The organism is Micromonospora parastrephiae, from assembly GCF_016802865.1.
Taxonomy (GTDB): domain Bacteria; phylum Actinomycetota; class Actinomycetes; order Mycobacteriales; family Micromonosporaceae; genus Micromonospora; species Micromonospora parastrephiae.
The window spans coordinates 44,491-64,150 of sequence record NZ_JAEVHM010000013.1; the positions used below are offsets into that span (position 1 = coordinate 44,491).

At 68.7% G+C, this 19,660-nt stretch carries 16 protein-coding genes and 1 pseudogene; 6 read left to right on the plus strand and 11 right to left on the minus strand.

What is annotated here, in order from left to right; translation table 11 throughout:
- Positions 1-147: 147 nt before the first annotated feature.
- The 4 genes from JNW91_RS05240 to JNW91_RS05255 all read left to right on the plus strand — a co-directional run bounded on the left by JNW91_RS05240 (position 148) and on the right by JNW91_RS05255 (position 5,681).
- Complete coding sequence (locus JNW91_RS05240; protein ID WP_203173796.1) at positions 148-2,439, plus strand: alpha-glucuronidase family glycosyl hydrolase; 2,292 nt, start codon at positions 148-150, stop codon at positions 2,437-2,439.
- A complete protein-coding gene (locus JNW91_RS33450; RefSeq protein ID WP_203173797.1) occupies positions 2,436-3,605 on the plus strand; it encodes a beta-xylosidase family glycoside hydrolase in 1,170 nt (389 codons plus the stop codon). The genes JNW91_RS05240 and JNW91_RS33450 overlap by 4 nt, the downstream gene beginning before the upstream one ends.
- Before the next feature lie 299 nt (positions 3,606-3,904).
- A complete protein-coding gene (gene sodN, locus JNW91_RS05250; protein ID WP_203173798.1) occupies positions 3,905-4,309 on the plus strand; it encodes a superoxide dismutase, Ni in 405 nt (134 codons plus the stop codon).
- A 61-nt stretch (positions 4,310-4,370) separates the two neighbouring features.
- Positions 4,371-5,681, plus strand: a complete 1,311-nt coding sequence (locus JNW91_RS05255) for a radical SAM protein (protein WP_203173799.1) — start codon at positions 4,371-4,373, stop codon at positions 5,679-5,681.
- Between the two features lie 117 nt (positions 5,682-5,798).
- On the opposite strand, the gene JNW91_RS05260 is transcribed toward JNW91_RS05255, so the two are convergent.
- Together JNW91_RS05260 and JNW91_RS05265 are read right to left on the minus strand one after the other, a co-directional pair.
- Positions 5,799-6,692 (minus strand): SGNH/GDSL hydrolase family protein, encoded by an 894-nt coding sequence (locus JNW91_RS05260; RefSeq protein WP_203173800.1) that lies wholly within the window; start codon positions 6,690-6,692, stop codon positions 5,799-5,801.
- 314 nt (positions 6,693-7,006) lie between these two features.
- The gene (locus JNW91_RS05265) at positions 7,007-7,306 is read right to left on the minus strand and encodes a cupin domain-containing protein (protein WP_309244244.1); all 300 of its coding nucleotides are present in this window, start codon (positions 7,304-7,306) and stop codon (positions 7,007-7,009) included.
- On the opposite strand from JNW91_RS05265, the gene JNW91_RS05270 reads away from it, so the two are divergent.
- Positions 7,199-7,477 carry a transcriptional regulator gene (locus tag JNW91_RS05270; protein WP_203173802.1) on the plus strand — a complete coding sequence of 93 codons (279 nt, stop codon included), beginning with the start codon at positions 7,199-7,201 and terminating at the stop codon, positions 7,475-7,477. The genes JNW91_RS05265 and JNW91_RS05270 overlap by 108 nt on opposite strands.
- A gap of 136 nt (positions 7,478-7,613) precedes the next feature.
- On the opposite strand, the gene JNW91_RS05275 is transcribed toward JNW91_RS05270, so the two are convergent.
- The 5 genes from JNW91_RS05275 to JNW91_RS05290 all read right to left on the minus strand — a co-directional run bounded on the left by JNW91_RS05275 (position 7,614) and on the right by JNW91_RS05290 (position 15,650).
- Positions 7,614-8,825 (minus strand): glycoside hydrolase family 30 beta sandwich domain-containing protein, encoded by a 1,212-nt coding sequence (locus JNW91_RS05275; RefSeq protein ID WP_407664259.1) that lies wholly within the window; start codon positions 8,823-8,825, stop codon positions 7,614-7,616.
- Complete coding sequence (locus JNW91_RS33835) at positions 8,822-9,319, minus strand: cellulose-binding domain-containing protein (RefSeq protein ID WP_407664260.1); 498 nt, start codon at positions 9,317-9,319, stop codon at positions 8,822-8,824. The genes JNW91_RS05275 and JNW91_RS33835 overlap by 4 nt, the downstream gene beginning before the upstream one ends.
- A 478-nt stretch (positions 9,320-9,797) precedes the next feature.
- Positions 9,798-12,800, minus strand: coding sequence for a glycoside hydrolase family 95 protein (locus JNW91_RS05280; RefSeq protein ID WP_203173803.1), 3,003 nt, complete (start codon positions 12,798-12,800; stop codon positions 9,798-9,800).
- Between the two features lie 340 nt (positions 12,801-13,140).
- The gene (locus JNW91_RS05285) at positions 13,141-14,727 is read right to left on the minus strand and encodes a Na+/H+ antiporter (protein WP_238424391.1); all 1,587 of its coding nucleotides are present in this window, start codon (positions 14,725-14,727) and stop codon (positions 13,141-13,143) included.
- 230 nt (positions 14,728-14,957) lie between these two features.
- The gene (locus tag JNW91_RS05290; protein ID WP_203173805.1) at positions 14,958-15,650 is read right to left on the minus strand and encodes a type 1 glutamine amidotransferase domain-containing protein; all 693 of its coding nucleotides are present in this window, start codon (positions 15,648-15,650) and stop codon (positions 14,958-14,960) included.
- 222 nt (positions 15,651-15,872) lie between these two features.
- On the opposite strand from JNW91_RS05290, the pseudogene JNW91_RS05295 reads away from it, so the two are divergent.
- Positions 15,873-16,097: pseudogene (locus JNW91_RS05295) on the plus strand (hypothetical protein); the annotation flags it as partial.
- Here the strand turns inward: JNW91_RS05295 and JNW91_RS05300 are convergent.
- The 4 genes from JNW91_RS05300 to JNW91_RS33840 form a co-directional block, all read right to left on the minus strand.
- Positions 16,067-17,005 carry a beta-ketoacyl-ACP synthase III gene (locus tag JNW91_RS05300; RefSeq protein ID WP_203173806.1) on the minus strand — a complete coding sequence of 313 codons (939 nt, stop codon included), beginning with the start codon at positions 17,003-17,005 and terminating at the stop codon, positions 16,067-16,069. The pseudogene JNW91_RS05295 and the gene JNW91_RS05300 overlap by 31 nt on opposite strands.
- A 200-nt stretch (positions 17,006-17,205) precedes the next feature.
- Positions 17,206-17,814: a class I SAM-dependent methyltransferase gene (locus tag JNW91_RS05305; RefSeq protein WP_203173807.1), complete on the minus strand. Its 609-nt coding sequence runs from the start codon at positions 17,812-17,814 to the stop codon at positions 17,206-17,208.
- 254 nt (positions 17,815-18,068) lie between these two features.
- Positions 18,069-18,764 carry a VOC family protein gene (locus tag JNW91_RS05310; RefSeq protein ID WP_203173808.1) on the minus strand — a complete coding sequence of 232 codons (696 nt, stop codon included), beginning with the start codon at positions 18,762-18,764 and terminating at the stop codon, positions 18,069-18,071.
- 150 nt (positions 18,765-18,914) lie between these two features.
- On the minus strand, positions 18,915-19,660 hold a 746-nt coding region (locus tag JNW91_RS33840; protein ID WP_203173809.1), incomplete at its 5' end, for an RICIN domain-containing protein.

The following is a 19,660-nucleotide window of genomic DNA, read 5'->3' on the forward strand; positions in this document are numbered from 1 at the left end:
GTCCCCCACGCACACGGCGCGACAAGAAACGACAACTCGTTGCCACCACGGCGAGTCCCGGGCCAGCATCGGCCGAGCCATTCACTGTCGTCGCAGCAGGCGAGACGGGCCGGTGCCGCGCCGCGGCGGACGAGGGAGGAGAAGGCGATGATCCGAGGTTCGGTGCCCCGGCTACGACGCACTCTCGTCGTGCTGGGCACGGCGCTCGCCACGGTCGCGGCCACCCTCGCGGTCGCCACGACGCCGGTCGCCGCGGCCGGGTCACCGGACGACTACAGCGGCTCCGACCTGTGGCTGCGGTACGTGCCGGTCAGCGACGCGAAGCTGCTCCGCGACTACCGACGTACGGTCACGGCGATCGTGGTCGAGAACGCCGACGCGGACAGGGTCCACCGGCACACGGCGGACCTCACGATGGCGCCCGGGTCCACAGAGAAGCTCGTGGAGACCACACTCGGCGCCGCTCGGGACGAGCTGGTACGCGGCCTGGGCGGGATGCTCGGCCAACCGACCCCCGTGACGACGGCCGGCGCGGGCACCGTCCGAGACGGTTCGGTGGTGGTGGGGACGCCCGCGAGTTCACCGCTGGTACGCCGCGCCGTATCGGCCCGCGACCTGGCCGCCGTCGGCGACGAGGGCTACCTCGTCCGCTCGGTGTCCAGGGGAAGGGCACGGTTCACCGTCATCGCCGGCAACTCCGACCTCGGCGCTCTGTACGGGACCTTCGCCTTCCTGCGGCTCATGCAGACGCAGAAGCCCGTCGACCACCTCCGCATCGCCGACTCACCGAAGATCAAGCACCGGTTGCTGAACAACTGGGAGACCGAGCGCCTGTACGCCGGCAACAACGCCTCCGGGCTCGGCGGGTTGAACGGGGAGAGCGGGGCGATCTTCAACTTCGCCGCGACCGGGGCCAGCGCCGGCCGGAATCTGCCCGTCATCCTCGACCGCTACATCGTGATGGCACGGGCGCTGGCCTCCCTCGGCATCAACGGCATCACCATCAACAACGTCAATGCCGACAACGCCTACCTGACGAGCGCTCGGATCGCGCAGGAGGCGGCCCTCGCCGACGCCCTGCGCCCGTACGGCATCCGACTGGGCCTGTCCATCCGCTACACCGCCCCCACGGACAGCCGGTTCGCGCCGGACACGCTGACCAACAGCCAGCTCGACCCCTACGGCACCGAGTTCCGGGGCTGGTGGACCCGCCGGGCCCAGCAGGTCCAGAGCGCCATCCCGGACTTCATGGGCTTCACCGTGAAGGCCAACTCCGAGGGCCAACCGGGACCGCAGGACTTCGGGTACGACCACGGCGACGGCGCCAACGGCATCGCGGCCGCGGTGGCCCCGCTCGGGATGACCGTGCACTGGCGGACGTTCGTCTACAACGCCGAGGTCGACAACGACCGGCTCAAGCGGGCCTATCTGGAGTTCGGGCCGATCGACGACGAGGTCCAACCGGACGGCACCAGGGGACGCTTCGCCGACAACGTGTTCCTCCAGACGAAGAACGGGCCGCTCGACTTCCAGGCCCGGGAGCCCATCCACCCGATGTTCGGCCGGATGGAGAACACCAACCAGGCCCTGGAGCTTCAGGTCACCCAGGAGTACACCGGCCAGAACTGGATGCTGACGTACCTCGGTCCGATGTACGAGGAGGTCCTCAAGACCGACACGTACGCGACCGACGAGAACGGAAAGCTGCTGCGCGAGCGCCTGGTCGGCAACATCGTCGACGGCAGCGCGCAGCACCATCCGGACACCGCCATCGTCGGTGTCGCCAATCTCGGCAACGCCGACAACCTGACCGGACACCACTTCTCCCAGGCGAACCTCTTCGCCTTCGGCCGCCAGGCGTGGAACTGGACGCTCGACTCGACGGACATCGCCACCGACTGGGTGCGGATGACCTGGAGCAACGACCGGCGCGTCGTCGACACCATCCGCACGATGATGATGGGCTCGTGGGAGGCGCTGGTCAGCTACCAGACACCGCTGGGCATCGGTCACCAGTTCGCCGAGGGCGCCCACTACCGCCCCGACCCCGCCGACTGGGCCGGCCGCGACGACTGGAGCCCGGTCTACTACAACAAGGCCGACAGCGCCGGCCTCGGCTTCGACCGCTCCCCCACCGGCAGCAACCTGGCCGCCCAGTACTTCCCCAGACTCCAACGGCGCTACGGGGACATCGACTCCGTCCCGGAGAACCTGCTGATGTGGTTCCACCATGTGCCGTGGGGTCATCGGATGGACAGCGGCCGGCCGTTCTGGGACGAACTGGTCTACCGCTACCAGATGGGCGTCCAGTACGTGACCTGGATGCGGGAGACCTGGGAGACGCTCCGGACCGACATCGACGCGCGCCGGTTCGGGGAGGTACGCGCCAAACTGGCCGTCCACGAGGCGGACGCGCCGACTGGCGGGACACCTCGGTGAACTACTGGAAGGAGTTCAGCGGGCGGGACGTCCCGGTGGACGACGCGCCACTCTCCGCGAAGATCGTCGTGGGTGGCAAGGAGTTCGGCGGCTTCAACCTGTCGGACGACTCGTACACCATCCCGGTGCCGGCGGGGGCGTCGCCGACGATCACCCGGGTGCGGACGGCCGACCGGAACGCCCGCTACGAGATCGTCTCCCAGGCGGCCGGCGTCCCCGGGCGGGCGGTCGTCAAGGTCACCACGGAGGGCTTCTTCGGCCCTCTCGTGAAGAACTACGTCTTCGACCTGGTCAGCGACACGACGCTCAGGAGTCTGGCGGTCAACGGCAAGCGCCTGGCCTCCTTCTCGCCGAAGGTCCTGCGCTACAACGCCCTCCTACCGGCCGGCACGGTGACCGTGCCGACGGTCACTGCCGTCGCCGCCGATCCGGCGGCCACCGTCACGGTCGAGCAGGCGGGCAGCGCCACCGGGCAGGCGCGGGTCAGCGTCACGATCGGCGCCGCGTCGTCCGTCTACCTCGTGGACCTGAACACCACGATCACGGGCAGCGACGACTTCGACTCGACCGCGCTCGGGCCGCAGTGGCAGTGGGTACGTCCGGACGAGAGCAGGTGGCGTCTGGCCGACGGGTCCCTGGTCATCACCGCGCAGCAGGGCGACCTGCAGGGCAGTGCGAACACCGCGAAGAACCTCGCGCTCCAGGACGTCGACGGTGACTGGACGGCCGAGTCCAGGGTCGTCTTCGCACGCCCGCTCGCCAACGACAACGAGCAGGGTGGCGTCCTCGCCTACGCCGACGACGACAACTACGTGAAGCTCGCCTGGGAGATGGGCAGCGCGACCGCGGCCATCAACAAGCTACGGGTCGTGTTCCTGCGGGAGCAGAACGGCGTCGCCTCGACGCTGGAGATCACCGGCGCCGACGCCCAGCGGATCGTCGGGGCCGACGGTGCCGTCTGGCTCCGACTCACCAAGACCGGAGACCACTACCGCGCCTACTACTCGAACGACGGAAGCGTCTACCGCTACATCGGCGCCACGACGTTGAGCGCCGAGCCGACGAAGGCCGGACTTCTGGCCTTCAACCGGGCGGGGACCTCCACCGATCTCGATGTCACGTTCGACTACTTCCACGTCGAGAGCCGAGGCGAGCCGATCCGGTAGCGGCACACGGCGGAGGCGTCAGATCAACGGCGCGTACCACTGGGCGCCGGTCACCCGGGTCCGCCGCGCTGTGTGCGGTTCGACTCGACCCGCATGCCGTGCTCGCGCGGCATGCGGGTCGTCACGGCGACGATTCTCACACGGGCCCGCGGCAGCCTTGACCGGCGCAGGAGCGGCACAATCGGCGTGCGGCATGCCGACGACGAGGTTGACATGAAGCGCGGTTGAGGTTTTAACCTCCGCCGTGGATCACGTTGCTGAGGGATCCACAGAGGTTGTCCGCTGCTGGAAGGAATCTGATGCACCTGCCACGCCTTCTGCGCCCACGCACCGTCGTGAGCGCCCACTGCGATCTGCCCTGCGGCGTCTATGACCCGGCGCAGGCCCGCATCGAGGCCGAGTCGATCAAGGCGATCTGCGAGAAGTACCAGGCCAACGACGATCCGGAGTTCCGCACTCGGTCGTTGATCATCAAGGAGCAGCGGGCCGAGCTGGTCAAACACCACCTCTGGGTCCTGTGGACCGACTACTTCAAGGCACCGCACTTCGAGAAGTATCCGCAGCTGCACGGCCTCTTCAACGAGGCCACCAAGCTGGCCGGCGCCGGCGGCGCGAAGGGGGTCGCGGACCCGGCCGTCGCGGAGCAGTTGCTCGCGAAGATCGAGGAGATCTCGAAGATCTTCTGGGAGACCAAGCAGGGCTGAGCCGTCGAGACCGGGTGGCGTTCTGCCACCCGGTTCAGCACACCCCGATCGGGAGGACCGCATGACGTCGCGCACCGACCTCGTCGAAGACCTGATGAGTCGATTTCCGCAGGTGCCACGCGAGGCGGTCATCAAGGAGGACCTGCTGCGCGGCGGGCTCGCCTTCGACGACGCGGCGTTGACCGACAACGAGAACGGCACCGTCAAGCCGAAGTCGTACTTCATCTTCTCGTTCGATCACCGGACGCTCCCGGAGCTGGGGACGGCCGCGCTGCGCCGGCCGCCGGAGGAGGTCGTCCTCACCGGAGGGCCGTACGAGCTGCGCCGCACCGTCGTCTCGGTCCGCACCAACCCCGGATCGCCGTACCGCGTCCGCACCGACAGCGACGGACGGCTGCGCCTGTTCCTCGACGGACGGGCGATCGCGGACGTCGGACTACCTCCGATGCCGAGCTACTACCGGCACACACTCGCCAACGGGAAATCGGTGATGGAGGTCGCCCCGACCATCCAGTGGGGCTACCTCATCTACCTGACCGCGTTCCGGGTCTGCCAGTACTTCGGGGCGAAAGAGGAATGCCAGTACTGCGACATCAACCACAACTGGCGACAGCACAAGCAGGCTGGTCGTCCCTACACCGGCGTCAAACCCGTCGACGAGGTGCTGGAGGCTCTGGAGATCATCGACCGGCACGACACCGAGCGGGCCTCGCAGGCGTACACCCTCACCGGTGGCAGCATCACCTCGCACGTCGGCGGGCTGGCCGAGGCGGACTTCTACGGCCAGTACGCGCAGGCGATCGAGGAACGGTTCCCGGGGCGGTGGATCGGAAAGGTCGTCGCCCAGGCACTCCCCCGAGCCGACGTGCAACGATTCCACGACTACGGGATCCGCATCTACCACCCCAACTACGAGGTGTGGGACAAGCGGCTGTTCGAGTTGTACTGCCCGGGCAAGGAGCGCTACGTCGGCCGGGAGGAGTGGCATCGCCGCATCCTCGACTCCGCCGAGGTGTTCGGCCCGCGCAACGTGATCCCGAATTTCGTGGCGGGCGTCGAGATGGCCGCCCCGCACGGCTTCACGAACGTGGGCGAGGCGATCGACTCCACCGCGGAAGGGCTCGAATACTTCATGTCGCGTGGCATCACCCCGCGGTTCACCACCTGGTGCCCGGAGCCGACCACGCCGCTCGGCCGCGCCAACCCCGAAGGCGCCCCGCTCGAATACCACGTCCGCCTGCTGGAGGTCTACCGAGCGACCATGGACGCCCACGGCCTCTTCAGCCCGCCGGGATACGGCCCCGCCGGGCCAGGTCGAGCCGTGTTCTCGGTCAGCTCCTTCATGGACACCCTGCCGTCTGCGATCTCCTGACCGGGGCCGTGTTCCGCCAGGCCGGCCGACGTGACGGCTTCCCGGCGGACGAGCCGCCGGCCCAGGCTGAGCCGACCCGCCGCGCGACGGGGCCGGCCCAGCCGATCTCGGGTCTGGTCAGCTGTTGAGCCTGGCGATCAGGGCGGTGGCCATACCCTGCTCACCGCGGGCGTTCGGGTGGAACGGGGCGGCCGAGTTCTGGGGTACCAGCCCTTCCACCCACCGGGTGCCGCTGCTCTTGCACGCGTCGCGGCCGATCGACGGGGTGTAGACGTCGGCGTAGGTGGCGCCGTTGGCGGCCGCGGTGCTGGCCAGCATCGCGTTGAGCGACTTCTCGACGCCGCGCAGATACGGCACGTCCTGGTAGGCGATCGGGACGACGGGCCAGCAGCCGTATCCGGTGTCCGGCACGATCGCCGGGTACCCGAGCACCACGACCCGCGCGCCCGGCGCGGCCCTGCGGACCCCCTGCAGCACGCTGGTCACCTTCGGCACGGTGGCGGCGATCCGGGCCTGCAACTGGTCGACGCCCCCGGCGGTGTACCGGTCCTTGCACGGCGACCCGAGCGGGCTGCTGAGGCTGGCCTCCGCACAGTCGCTGATGATGCCGGAGAACCCGATGTCGTTGCCGCCGATCTGCACCGTCACCAGTGCGGTGTTCGACGTGACCGCGTTGAGCTGCGGCGGCACCGTGATGCCCAACTGGCCGCTGCCGCCGTAGAGGATGTCGTCCGTGGTGGCGCCGGAGCAGCTCACGTCGGCGAACGACGACGAGCCGGCGGACGCGGCCACCAGGGATGGGTAGTTGCGGTTGGACCGCAGACAGTTCAGGTCGACCTGCGTGGGGATCAGCGGACCAGCGGTGTACGAGTCACCCAGAGCGACGTAGCGGCCGGTGGGCACGGCGGCGCTGGCGGGTGTGGCGACGGTGAGCAGCACGCCGACGGTGGCCGCGGTGAGTGCGGCCAACCGGGTGACTGCCCGCAGGAGCGGCAGGCGGGGACGGGTCATGACGCCTCCCAGACGGGATCACGGTGGTGGTGCCGAGATCCTGTCGCCGCCGACGTCCGGCGTCAATATCGATGACCCTCACTAAATGCTGGTCCGGGATGTGGGAGGGAGAGGTACCACGGCATCGCCGGATGAGCGGCGAGCGGGCCGCGCCTGGCGCCCGCCGTCGCACAGCTGACGCCAGGGGCCACCCTCGTCGCCCGGGAGCCTGGTGGTGGCGAAGCGCTGGTCGATCTCGGCGAGCTGTTCCGCAGTGGGGTTCGGGCCGAGGCTGCCGAGCTCCTCGAAGAGCTGCTCGTTGCCGGCCGGCGCGCTCACGAACAGCCGCTTGCCACCCGTCGGGGTGACGACGTGTGATAGGCGCCCCGGGGGACGACGACCATCGTGCCCGGTCCACCGGAGAACTCGGCGTCGCCCACGCGGAAGTCGTACCGCCCCTGGAGGACGTAGGCGATCTTCATGAAGTCGTGGTGCGCCTGAGGAGGGTTCTCCGCGATGACGCCGTGATGGAACAGGAAGGCGCCCAGCGCCCCGCCCACCTCCGCGCCCCGGACGACGATCTCCGGCCGGTGCGGGCCGCCGAGTTCGCTCAGCTCGCCCGCACCGGGCCGCACGGCCCATCCGTCCCGACCCCAGTCCCCGCGCGTTACGTCGAGGTACGCAAGGGCTACGTGGGTAAGCGCCCCCGGACCTGGATCAACCTCTCCGCGGCCGGCCGGTCCGCCCTGAGCGCCCACATCGCGGCCCTGCAGGACATCGCCACCCGCGTGACCCGACCCGACTGAGGCGTGGGCGGCGGTCCCGGCCAGGACGGTCCGGATGCTGCCCGCCGGTCGGGAACGACGCCGCGCCAGCCGGTCGGGCGCGTGGGTGCGAACGACGAATCACACCCACACACCCGACCGGTATCGGCGAGGTCTCTCAGAGGGTGAACACGACCGTGGAGATGCTGCGTGCGCCGACGTTGATGGTGGCCTGTCCGCCGTTCACGCTGGTCGGCTGGCTGGCCGCGTTGGCGTTCTGCGAGGTGAGGTAGTGCTCCGCCCGGCTGACGTTCTGCGGCGCCTGGATCACGGCGTTGTTGACCGCGCTGTTCGACCGGTTGAGGATGACCAGGGTGATCTTCCCGTCACCCTGATAGGCGGTCACCTCCAGCGGCGAGGCCTTGGAACTCTTCGTCAGGGCGACCCGCTGGTAGCCGGGGCGGACGTACTTGGAGTACTGCGAGAAGGCGTACCCCCGCTTCAGCGGAGCGCCCGCGACCGTGCCGTACGCCGACTCGCCGTCGCCGATGAAGGAGTAGTAGCGCTTGCCGTACCACCAGATGTAGGCGCTCCAGTTGGACTCCATCGACTTGTGCACCGTACGCATGATGTCGTCGAGCGTCTCGTTCCAGACCGCCAGGTTGCTGGGGTTGCCCCAGATGTTGGAGCCGCTGCCGTCGGCCTCGTGGTAGTTCCACTCGGTCATCCACACCGGCTTGTTGTACTGGTCGGCCAGGGAGTACGGCCTCAGCCGGCCCGCGTCCTCGGTGCCGTACAGGTGGCCTCCGATGTAACCGATGTTGTTGCGGGCGGTCGCGTCGTTCAGGGTCGGATCGGTGAAGTTGTAGTTCATGTTCACCGCTTCGGCGACCATCAACCTGGTGTTCTGCACCTTCGTTCCCTGGTCACGAACGAAGTTTCGGAGTTCGGTGCCACTCCAGTCCATCGAGTCGTAGTCCGGGTGCCAGTCCGGCTCGTTCTGCACGGAGGTGACGTCGACGGTCACGCCCTGGTTACGCATGTACTGGACGTAACTGTTCAGATGGTTCGCGTAGTCGTCGTAGTAGTCCGTCTTCAGTTTGCCGCCGTTGACCCGGCTGTTGTTCGTCTTCCACGCGGCCGGCGCCGTCCAGGGCGAGGCGAGGATCTTCACGCCCGATCCGGATGACTTGGCCGTCTTCAACGAGTTCACATGGGTCGACCATTCACTGGACACCGGCGAGAGGCCGGTGCGCACGATCGACAGACCCAACTGGTTGGCACCCATCCCGACCAGCGTCTGCGTCTCGGCCGTCGACCAGGCGCTACCCCAGATGGACTGCGCGGCCCCGAACCCGTCGACGGTCTGGTACCGGGTGTTGCCGTTCACCGTGATGTCCGCCGGCCCGGTTCGGGGGCGGGGTGGTCGGGCGGCGGGGTGGTGGGCGGCGGGGTGGTCGGCGTCGTGCCTCCGGTGCAGGCCACGCCGTTCAGCGCGAAGCTGGTCGGAGCGGGGTTACTGCCGGTCCATGACGCGTTGAAGCCGAACGAGGCCGTGGCGTTGGTCGCGATGGCGCCGTTGTAACCGACGTTCTTGGCGGTGACCGCGGCACCGCTCTGGGTCAGCGTCGCGTTCCAGGCCTGCGTGACGGTCTGCCCGGCGCTGTAGGACCAGGTCAACGTCCAGCCGTTGACCGCGTCACCAAGGTTGGTGATGGTCACGTTCGCGCCGAAGCCGCCCTGCCACTGCGACGAGACGCTGTAGTCCACCGCACAGCCGGCGGCTGCGGCCTGGGCCGGCACCGACGCGGCCACCGCGGTCGATGCCAGCAGGACGGCTCCGGCCGACAGCAGGGCGGTGTTGGAAACTCCGGGTCTCCTCATAGAGCCTTCTCCTGAGGTTGGGGGGTGACGCACGATGCGTTGCCAGGCGCCACGCATGAGAACGACAATGGCGTCCGTCCACGACTGCGCCAGGGGTGGGACCGACCGCCGCGGGCCGTGCCGGCACCTCGATCAGGTCGAGGGCGAAGGCACTGCTGTTAGCGCTAACAGGGCGCAGCCCTCTCGCACCCGTGCCGGCGTCCACAGTTACCCGGCTGGCGCACCGGGCTCCCGGCGGCGCACCAACCTCTGTGCCATGGACTTTTGTGGATGGGAAGCCGCTCGTCAAGGTGCTCTCGTCGTTCGGGACAGCACCGCGCCACGACGCTCGTGATGACGATGTCGGACGGGTCTCACCGAGATCGGGCACCCGGCACCGCCTGGCGACCGGCAGGGGTTGGGCGACCGGCGAGCCCCGCTCGGGTCCGGGTCGGGACACGAGCGGGGCTGGCTGACCTCCCGATGCCGACGGACGCCGTCAGGCACCGATCGCGATCGCGAAGACGTGCATGGTCGGCACACCGGACGCCGGCCGCGCGCTGATGTTCGGCAACTCGACCCGGACCACCGCCTTGTTCTGCAACGTCACCCCGACGTAGTAGATGCAGGCGGCCGTTGCCTGGCGCTGGTTGCCGGGCCGGTTCTGGTACGCGGTCACGATCGCGGCGGTACCACCGGCATGTGGTCCCCCGTACCAGTCGGGGGTGCTCAGCGTGAACGTCTGGCGGGTGCCGTCGGCGTAGACCACCGCGGCGGTGCCCGACACGGCACCGTAGGTGCCGGTCGCGAGGAACCCGAGCGTTCGTCCGGTGCCGGTGACGCTGATCGACTGCCCCGAGGCGATGGCATTGTCGGCCACGCCCGGGCTGACGTTGGGCCAGCGGAAGTTGACCCCGTTGCTGCTCACCGTGCTGCCGGCGGTGACACCGGCCTGGGCGAGAGCCTGCGCGGAGAGCGTGGCCCCGTTGCCGTCGAGGTTGCCGACGCCGGTGTTGGTGTCGTTGGTGATGCCCGCGTTGCTGAAGCTCTGCTCGAGCGTCGGCACGCTGGCGCCCGAGCTGGTGGCCCGGTACGTACGCCCGGCCTGAACGGTGACCTCGATGAGATCGGTCTCGATCCGGGTGGTCCGGGCCGGCGTACCGTCGGCCGTGTCGACGACGGAGTAGGTGCCGGTGAACAGCCGGCCACGCAGGCGGACGGTGCTCGCGCGGTCCGGCCGGAGAAGCACCTCGGTCGCCTGCCCACCGCTCCAGGTGATGCTGACGGTGTGCCCGCCCCGTCCCCGTAGCCCGGTCACCCGTCCGCTCGGCCAGGCCGCCGCCGGCAGCGCGGGCAGGATGTGCAGTTCGCCGGTGTGGCTCTGGAGCAGCATCTCCGCGATCCCGGCGGTGGCGCCGAAGTTGCCGTCGATCTGGAACGGCGGATGCAGGTCGAACATGTTGGGCGCGAGCCGCGCGGGTGTCGCGAGATAGCGGATCAGGTCGTGGGCCCGCTTGCCTTCCTCCATCCGCGCCCAGAAGTTGATTTTCCAGGCCAGCGACCAGCCCGTCCCGTCGTCGCCGCGCAGCTCCAGCGTCCGACGCGCGGCCTCGAACAGCTGCGGGGTTCCGCGCTTGGTGATCTGGTTGCTGGGGGCCAGCCCGTACAGGTGCGAGATGTGCCGGTGGGTCCGCTCGGTCTCCACCCAGTCGTAGAGCCATTCCATGATGTTGCCCCGAGATCCGATCTTCATCGGGGCGAGCCGGTCCCGGGTTGCCCTGACCTGAGCACGGAAGGTCTCGTCGACGCCGAGGATCTCGCTGGCCCGGGCGCAGCCGTCGAACAGGTCGCGCAGGATCTGGTTGTCCATGGTCGGGCCGGCACACACGCTGGCATCGGTGTGGTGACTGAGCTCCGGCGAGTTCGACGGATTCGTCACCAGGTAGCCGAGGGTCGGCTCGGTCACCAGGGTGTTGAGGAAGAACTGCGCGGCGCCCTTCATGGCGGGGTAGTTGGCCCGCAGGAACTCCACATCCCCGGTGAAGAGGTAGTGGTCCCAGATCAGGGTGCTCAGCCAGGCGCCGCCGGTCTGCCACATGCCCCAGAACGCGCCGTCGACGACCGACGTGGCCCGCCACGCGTCGGTGTTGTGGTGGGTGACCCAGCCACCTGCCGCGCCGTACTGCACCTGAGCCGTCCGGGTGCCGGCCACCGCGAGGTCCCTGACCATGTCGAACACCGGCTGGTGACACTCCGACAGGTTCGTCGAGTTGGCCAGCCAGTAGTTCATCGGCAGGTTGGCGTTGATCGTGTACTTCGAGTCCCACGACGGGGTCAACGAGTCGTTCCAGATGCCCTGGAGGTTGGCCGGCTGGGTCCCGGGCCGCGACGACGAGATCAGCAGGTACCGGCCGAACTGGAACAACAGCGCGGAGAACTGTGGATCGTTGACGCTGTTGTGCTGCGCGATCCGGACGTCGGTGGGTTGGTCGGCGGCGGAGGTGCGGCCCAGATCCAGGCTGACCCGGCCGAACAGCGCCTGATAGTCGGCCACATGCCGGCTGCGCAACTGGTCATAGCTACTGGCCCGGGCGGCGGTGAGGTGCCGGCGCGCGATGCCCTGGTAGTCGCCGCCGACGTTGCGGTAGTTGACATAGCTGGAGCCGATCGAGATCAACAGGGTCACGCTGGTGGCGTTGGTGACCCGCAGGGTGCCGCCGGAACTGGAGACGGTGCCGCCGCTGACGGTGGCGTTGGCCAGCGCGAGGAAGCGGACCGAACCGTTGATCCCCTCCTGGTTACCGGAGACACCATCGAGTGCGATGGTGGTGCCGTCCGGACTGGCGACCGAGGTCCGTTGCGGACTGTCGAAGGTGGCGGTGAACGTGATCGAGCCGGTCCGGTCGGCGGTCAGCCGCATCGCGATGACCTGATCCGGCGCGCTCGCGAACACCTCACGCTGATAGCGGACACCGTTCATCACGTACGTCACCGACGTGGTCGCGGTGGTGAGGTCCAGCTGCCGGTCGTACTGTGACGCGGCACCCGAGGTGGGGAAGGTCAGCCGGAGGTTGCCCACTGTCTGGTAGGCCAGCTGCCCCACGGGGTTGCCGAGCATGTTCTGGTTGATGAGGTTCTGAGCCTGGGTCCACTGGTTCGCGAAGACCAACCGCCGGATCTCCGCCAGCGCTCCCGCACCTCTGGTGTTGCTGGGATCGTGCGGTCCGCCGGCCCAGACCGTGTCCTCGTTGAGCTGTAGTCGCTCCGAGTCGACGTTGCCGAACACCATGGCGCCGAGCCGGCCGTTTCCGATCGGTAGCGCCCGGAGCCAGTCGGTGCCGGCTGCCTCGTCGTACCAGAGAGCCAAGTCGCCGGCGGCCAACACCGCCGGTGGTGCCGCAGAGTCACCTCGGGCCACCGCGGTCCACGGCAGCGGCAGCAGGGCGCCGCCCGCGCCGGCTGCGCCCATCTTCAGGGCTTGCCGTCGGGTCAGGTCTGACATCGATCCTCCAAACGGTGACCGATCCGGCCACCCCAGGCGCGACAAGGATGAGAGTCCACAGTGGGATCCGCTCGGTGGTGCCAACCACTACGTCGCCACAGGGGCCATGAGCAGCCCACAGGCGGTCAGACATCTGATGTGTTTCGCGAAGGTTACCCCGGAGGCACAAGATAGGCAATGGTCGATTGCTTAACCCCAAGTTATCGACCGCAGCATTGACCAGCACAAGCCAGGAAAGGGCCTGCTACGTACTGGTTCAATTGACCGGGCTGGTGCCAGAATCGACTCACGCCGGGGCCGCAGCCCCTGCACATACATCAGATGTCACGACCGGCCCGGCCTAGTTGGCGCGGGTGTCGTTGTCGCGCCGCTGGGCCATGTGGACGTGTTCGAGGTCGAGGCCGTCTTGGACGTGGCGAAGCACCTCGTCGTCGATCTCGCCCTCGTCGCGCATCCGCACGACGGTGTCGTGACGGTGGTCGATGACCGCCAGGTGAAGGTCCGTGTACTGCTGCTCATAGGTGGTCGCGGACTCGTCGGGACCGGAGTCGGCGTCACCAGCGCGCAGCACGCGCAGGCGCCGGTCGTACTCCGTCCGCAACTGCTTCTGCACATCGTCGCCCGTGCCGAGCTTCGCGGCCATCTCCGGCAGGGACGACAGAACGTTGTCCATCGACGCGATCTCGGCCCGCCGGCGTTCCCGCTCGGCCTCCCCGTCGGCGCCCAGCCCGGCCCACCGCGTCACCCGGGGCATCAGCGGCGCCTGGAGCAGCAGAGTCACGGCGATCACGACGGCCGTGACGAAGACGATCAGGTCCCGGTCCGGGAACTGCGCCCCGGACGGAAGAGCATGGGGTACGGCCAGCGCCGCCGCCATCGACACCGCGCCTCGGAAACCGGCCGCCGACATCAGCGCCCGAGGCCGCCCGCTCAGCCGTCGACCGCGCTGCTGTGGGCGGCGGTCGATCGCCCGGATCAGGTACGGGCTCGTGAACAGCCAGCCGAACCGCACCGCGACGATGACCGCGCAGACCACGACCGCGACGAACATGCCGTGGGTCAGCCCCATGCTGTCCAGCCCGCGCACGGCCGACTGCGCCTCCAGGCCCACCAGCACGAACAGAGCCGCATTGGCCAGCGTGGTCAGGAAACCCATGACGGTCTGGACGTAGCGGCGGGCGTTACCGGGGAACAGGCGTGGCGAGACCCGACCCACCCAGAGTCCGCTGACCACGGCCGCGAGGACACCGGACACCTCGGCCGCCTCCGCGATCAGGTAGGCGGTCAGTGGGGTCATCAGCGCGAGGAGGTTGTGCTGGAACGGGTCGGCCAGCCGGCGGCGGATCTGCAGGGCGAGGAACGTGACCGCCAGGCCGGCCGCGATGCCGCCGAGGTACGAGAACGCGAACAGGCCGGCGACCCGACCCACGCTCAGGTGTTCCTCGCCGAGGGTGATCCCGACCGCGAGCGTGTAGATCACCAGCGCGGTGCCGTCGTTGACCAGGCTCTCCGCACGCAACATGGTCGCGATGCGACGGGGCAGCATCCGGCCCAGCACCCCGACCGCCGTCGCGTCGGTCGGAGCCACCGCGGCACCCAGCACCCACGCCGGCCCCCAGGCCAGCCCGAGTGCGTGCGTGGCGACCGCCACACCGGCCGCGGTCGCGACAACGAGGAAGGTGCTCAGCAGCACGATGACCCGGAGGTTTCTGCGGATCTCGCGCAACGAGGATGAGAACGCCTCCCAGTACAGCAACACCGGGAGGAACACCAGAAGGACCGCCTCGGGTGGCAGGTGCACCCCGCGCAGTACGGGCACGAACCCGAGGAGAACACCGGCGGTCAGAAGCAGCACCGGTGGCGCGACCCGGAGACGACGGGCCGCACCCGTGCCCACCAGGATGGCGACACCAACCGCGACAACCAATGCGAGACCGGACACCGGATTCCTCTGTCCCTCGTGGCGGGCCGAACGCCACACCGCTTCCGCGGGGCCGCCGCGCCGAGCGTGGCCCTCCTGCTTCGAGCAGGATGACGTGACGCACTGAACAGCCACGTAGCGATCTCTGTACGCGCCGCTCGAACCAGCGACGTCAAGGGGCCGGATCCGTCCGGCGGGCCCTCGTCGTGGTCCCCGCCGGACGGAGGTGACCGGAGCTACCCGCCGGTCCGGCCGACCAGGGCGATCAGTTCGTCCGCGGCCGGACCTGAGGAGGCCGGGTTCTGACCGGTGACGAGCAGCCCGTCGGTCACCACGTACGGCTCGAAGTTGCCGGCCTTGGAGAACTCGGCTCCCTTGGCGACCAGTTCGTCCTCGACGAGGAAGGGCACGACCTTCGTCAGGCCCATGTACTCCTCCTCGCTGTCGGTGAATCCGGTGACCCGTCTGCCAGCGACCAGCGGCTCACCGTCGGGCGCGGTGCAGTGCCGCAACGTGCCCGGCGCGTGGCACACCAGCGCGATCGGCTTGCCCGCCGCCACCATTCGCTCGATCAGTTTGACCGAGTTGTCGTCCTCGGCGAGGTCCCACAGGGGGCCGTGGCCGCCGGGGTAGAAGACGGTGTCGAAGTCGTCGGCGGATACCGAGTCGAGCCGTACCGTCGAACCGAGCTGGCGTTCCGCCTCGGCGTCCGCCTCGAACCGGCGGGTCTGATCCGTCTGGAAATCCGGCTCCGTGCTCTTCGGGTCCAGGGGCGCCCGCCCGCCGTGCGGCGATGCGAGGGTCACGTCCCATCCGGCGTCCCGAAACCGGTAATAGGGCGTGGCCAGTTCCTCGAGCCAGAAGCCGGTCTTGCGTCCGGTGTCACCCAACTGGTCGTGCGAGGTCAACACCATCAGAACCTTGGCCATGTTCACTCCTCGAAATCATCAGTCCCGCTCGTACGTACCCTGGATGCCGCGGGCGATGCTGTGGTTGCCGTCTCCGCCCGCCGCCCCGGCGGGTGCCTCGTCGTTCGCGACGGCCCAGACGCCGAACGCGACACCCTCACGCCGGATGTTGTCGATGTCCCGGAAGAAGACCGTCGAGTAGAGGACCGGATTCCGGGCGGCTCTGGATGTCGTGCGGTTCCCGAGACCGGCACCGCCGGGTACGGCACCCGCATCGACATCGCCGTGATCTGGCCCCCGGATCGCGCCCCGATCGTCCTCGCCGTGCAATCCAACCGCGACGAGAGGGACGTCACCCACGACGACGCCCTCATCGCCCAGGCCAATGGTGATCGCCCAGCTGTGACCGGGCGGGACCGGCGACCCCGTGGGGCTGATCAGGGGCAGCGCACCACCTGGCCGGCGTAGGACAGGCCCCCGCCGAAGCCGAACAGCAAGACCCAGCCTCCGGAGGGGATCTCACCGCGCTCCACCATCTTGGACAGCGCCAGTGGGATGCTGGCGGCCGAGGTGTTGCCCGAGTCGACGACGTCCCGGGCGATCACCGCGTTCTCGGCGCCGATCCGCCGCGCCAGCGGCTCCACGATGCGCAGGTTGGCCTGGTGCGGGACGATCGCCGCCAGTTCCGCCGGGTCGATACCGGCACGCTCGCAGACCGAGATGGCGATGCGGGGCAGGGCTGTCGTCGTCCACCTGAACACGGTCTGCCCCGCCTGCTGGAACATACCGTCGCGTCCCTCGATGCGGACGGCGTCGGACATCTCCGGGACCGAACCCCACACCACCGGCCCGACCTCCGGCTGGTCGGCGGCGGTGAGGACCGCGGCTCCCGCCCCGTCACCGATGAGGACGCAGGTGCTCCGGTCGGTCCAGTCCGTCCAGTCCGACAGTTTTTCCGCACCGATGACGACCGCGGTGCTGGCCGCTCCCGCGCGGATGGCGTGGTCGGCCGTGGCGAGGGCGTGCGTGAAACCGGCGCAGGCAACGTTGAGATCCAGCGCCGCGGGGCTCGGCAGACCCAGTTGCGCGGCCACTCGGGCGGCGATGTTGGGCGACCGGTCCTCGGCCGTGCAGGTGGCGACGAGGACGTAGTCGACGTCCGCGGCGCGCACGCCGGCGTTTTCCAGGGCGTGCCGGGCCGCCTGGGTCGCCATCAGGTCCACGGACTCGGTCTTGTCCGCGATGCGGCGGGTACGGATCCCCACCCGGCTGCGGATCCACTCGTCGCTGGTGTCCACCATGCGGGCCAGGTCGTCGTTGGTGAGCACGGTGGCCGGCTGGTAGTGGCCGAGCGCGAGAATCCGTGAGCCGCTCATGGGCTGTTGCTCCGATCGTTGGCGCACCGTGTGCGTGGCGCGGGCAGGAGAACGGCGATCAGGCGACCATGCTCCCCAGACAGGATGCCACCAGCGGACGTGGCGTCCGGCCAGTAACCACATCGTGGAAATATCGTCTCACCGATCCGCCCGTCAGCCGATAGGCGGCAGCCAGCGAACGGTCGACGCCATCGCCCCGATCATCCTTCGGTCGCGACCGCCGCGATGGCGGCGACCGGCCGGTGGGTGCCATCGCTCGGCCGCTGCAGGCGCTCGACTTCGGTGAACCCGGCTCGTGTCAGTCGCGCCGAAAACTCATCCACGGGCCAGCGATAGGCGGTCACGACCTTGTGGTCGAAGGCGGAGACCTCGTCCCCGTAGAAGAAACCGATCACCACCGTCCCGCTCGGGACCACTGCTCGGCGAAACCGAGCGAGCACGCCGTCGAGGTCCTGCGGCGGAAGGTGGATCAACGAGTACCAGGCAAGGATGCCGGCAACGCTGTGGTCGACGACGTCGAGGTTGTCCATGGACCCGAGTTGGTACCTACCGTTCGGGTGGGCCTTCCGCGCGTAGGCGACGAACTCGGGGACCATGTCGATTCCCGTCGCGTCGACGCCCAGCGAGCGAAGGTAGCCGGTGATGTGGCCGGGCCCGCAGCCCAGATCGAGCACCGGCCCCGATCCGCCCGCCAGATGCCGCCGGATGAAGGCGAGGTCGTCGGCGTGCACCTGCTCGCTCGTACCGAACAGCTCGATGTAGAGCTCCGCGACCGATGAGTACGCCTGCCGGACCTGCTCCGCGTTCACCGCACGACTATAAGGGCGTGCTTCAGACGCGGTTTCGGAGCCACTCGTTGATCGCGACGATGTGGGCGGTGGCGCCACGGCGAGCCCACCCGGGACGGGCTGACCGGCCAGTCAAAGTTTTGGGCTGTTGGCGTGTCGTTGATCGGTAGACAGCGGGTGAGCGGTACTGGAACCACTGCTGCCCGTCGGGCGTCAGTCACGACGTCCGCCCAAATGGACGGAACGACAGCTGATCGACGGTATCCGGGGCGGCTCTACGAGTCGTCTCGGCCCTGCCAGGTCGTCACACAAGCCTCGTTACCCTCGATATCGGCGAAAACCCAGAAGGCGGGAGCATGGGACGCGGATACAAGTCGGCCACCGGCCGTCAGCGCGGCTTCGATCCGCCGTGGTGCCTCGTCGTGTGGGACACAGATGTCGAGGTGGATGCGGTTCCGGTCCTGGCGTGGCTGATCCATCTGCTGAAACCACATCGCCGGACCCTGCCCGACCGGGTCGACGATCGGATCCTTGGGCCCGTCGGCTCCCGCCTCGTCCGTGTAGCCCAGCACGGCCTTCCAGAACGGCCGAATCGCTGCGATGTCGAGCGCGTCGACAGCGATCTCCACAATCTGGACCGACCGCGGCACTCCCGTACCGATCTCAGGCTCCGTCCGTAGCCCGACGTTCCGCAGGGCGGCGGAAAGCCGATGCGCAAGGTCGATATCGCAAGCGGTAAGCGCCGGCTGATCCAACGGCTGAAGGGTCAAGACGACCCGGTCTGGCCGGATATCAGCGCGTAGGCGCCTATCGGCGTCGCTACCGCACGCCGCCACCACGCGCGCCGCCACCTCGGTTGCCTGGACCATTGAGCCGACGGGGACCGACGTGCGCAACGCGCCTAGCAAATACCGCCATCCCTGGTCGCTGATCGCGTCCGAGGCCGCCCGTCGACTCAGCGTCCGTTCCATGTAGGCATCGTCACATGCGCCCCTGACGAGTTCCGTACGCGGGTTCTGAGACACGGCCGAGAACGGGAGGCGGCAAGCGACGATGGTGGCGCGGACGAGTGCGTCCGCGCCACCGCCGTGCGATTTCGCTGTGCCGCACGTGACGGGCAGCTACCCGATGCGGACCAGCTGCCACTGTTGGTTGTTGCCACCCCAGTCGGTGTACTGCACGACGTTCCCCCCGTCGGCGGTGGACGCGCCCTGCACCTCGACGGCCTTTCCGCTGTTGCGGTTGATCACCCGTACGTAACCGCCGGTCGACTCGGCGAGCCGGAACTGCTGGTTCGTACCGTTGCCGTCGCTCCACTGCACGATCGCCGCGGAGTCAGAGGTGGAGAAGTTGTAGACGTCCAGCACCTTGCCGGAGTTCCGGGACTTCAGGCGGTAGTAACCACCACCCGAGTCCACGAACTGCCACTGCTGCCACGCTCCGTCGTTCCGGGCCCACTGCGTGATCCGTGCGCCGTCAGTGGTCGCCCGCTCGTACACGTCGAGGGCCTTGCCACTGTTCCGATTCACCAGCACGTACCAGGCGGTGGTGTCCACCGGGGTCCCCGGCGGGGGCGTGGAGGGCGGGTTGGAGCCGGCGTTGAGGGCGTCGAGGACCGCGGTGTACGCGGGCTTCTTGTTACCTGACCGGTCGAACAGCAGGGCGTTGTCCGATCCTCGCCAGGAGTCGCTGTCCCGTACGCCCCAGACGGTGATGCCGGTGCAGCGTGAGACGGCCAGGCAGGCGCGGGTGACCGAACCGAAGATGTTGGCCTGGTTACCACCGGTCATCACATCCAACTCGGTGATCTGCACATCGACACCCAGATCAGCGAAACGCTGCAGGTTGGCCTGATAGTCACTGGCCA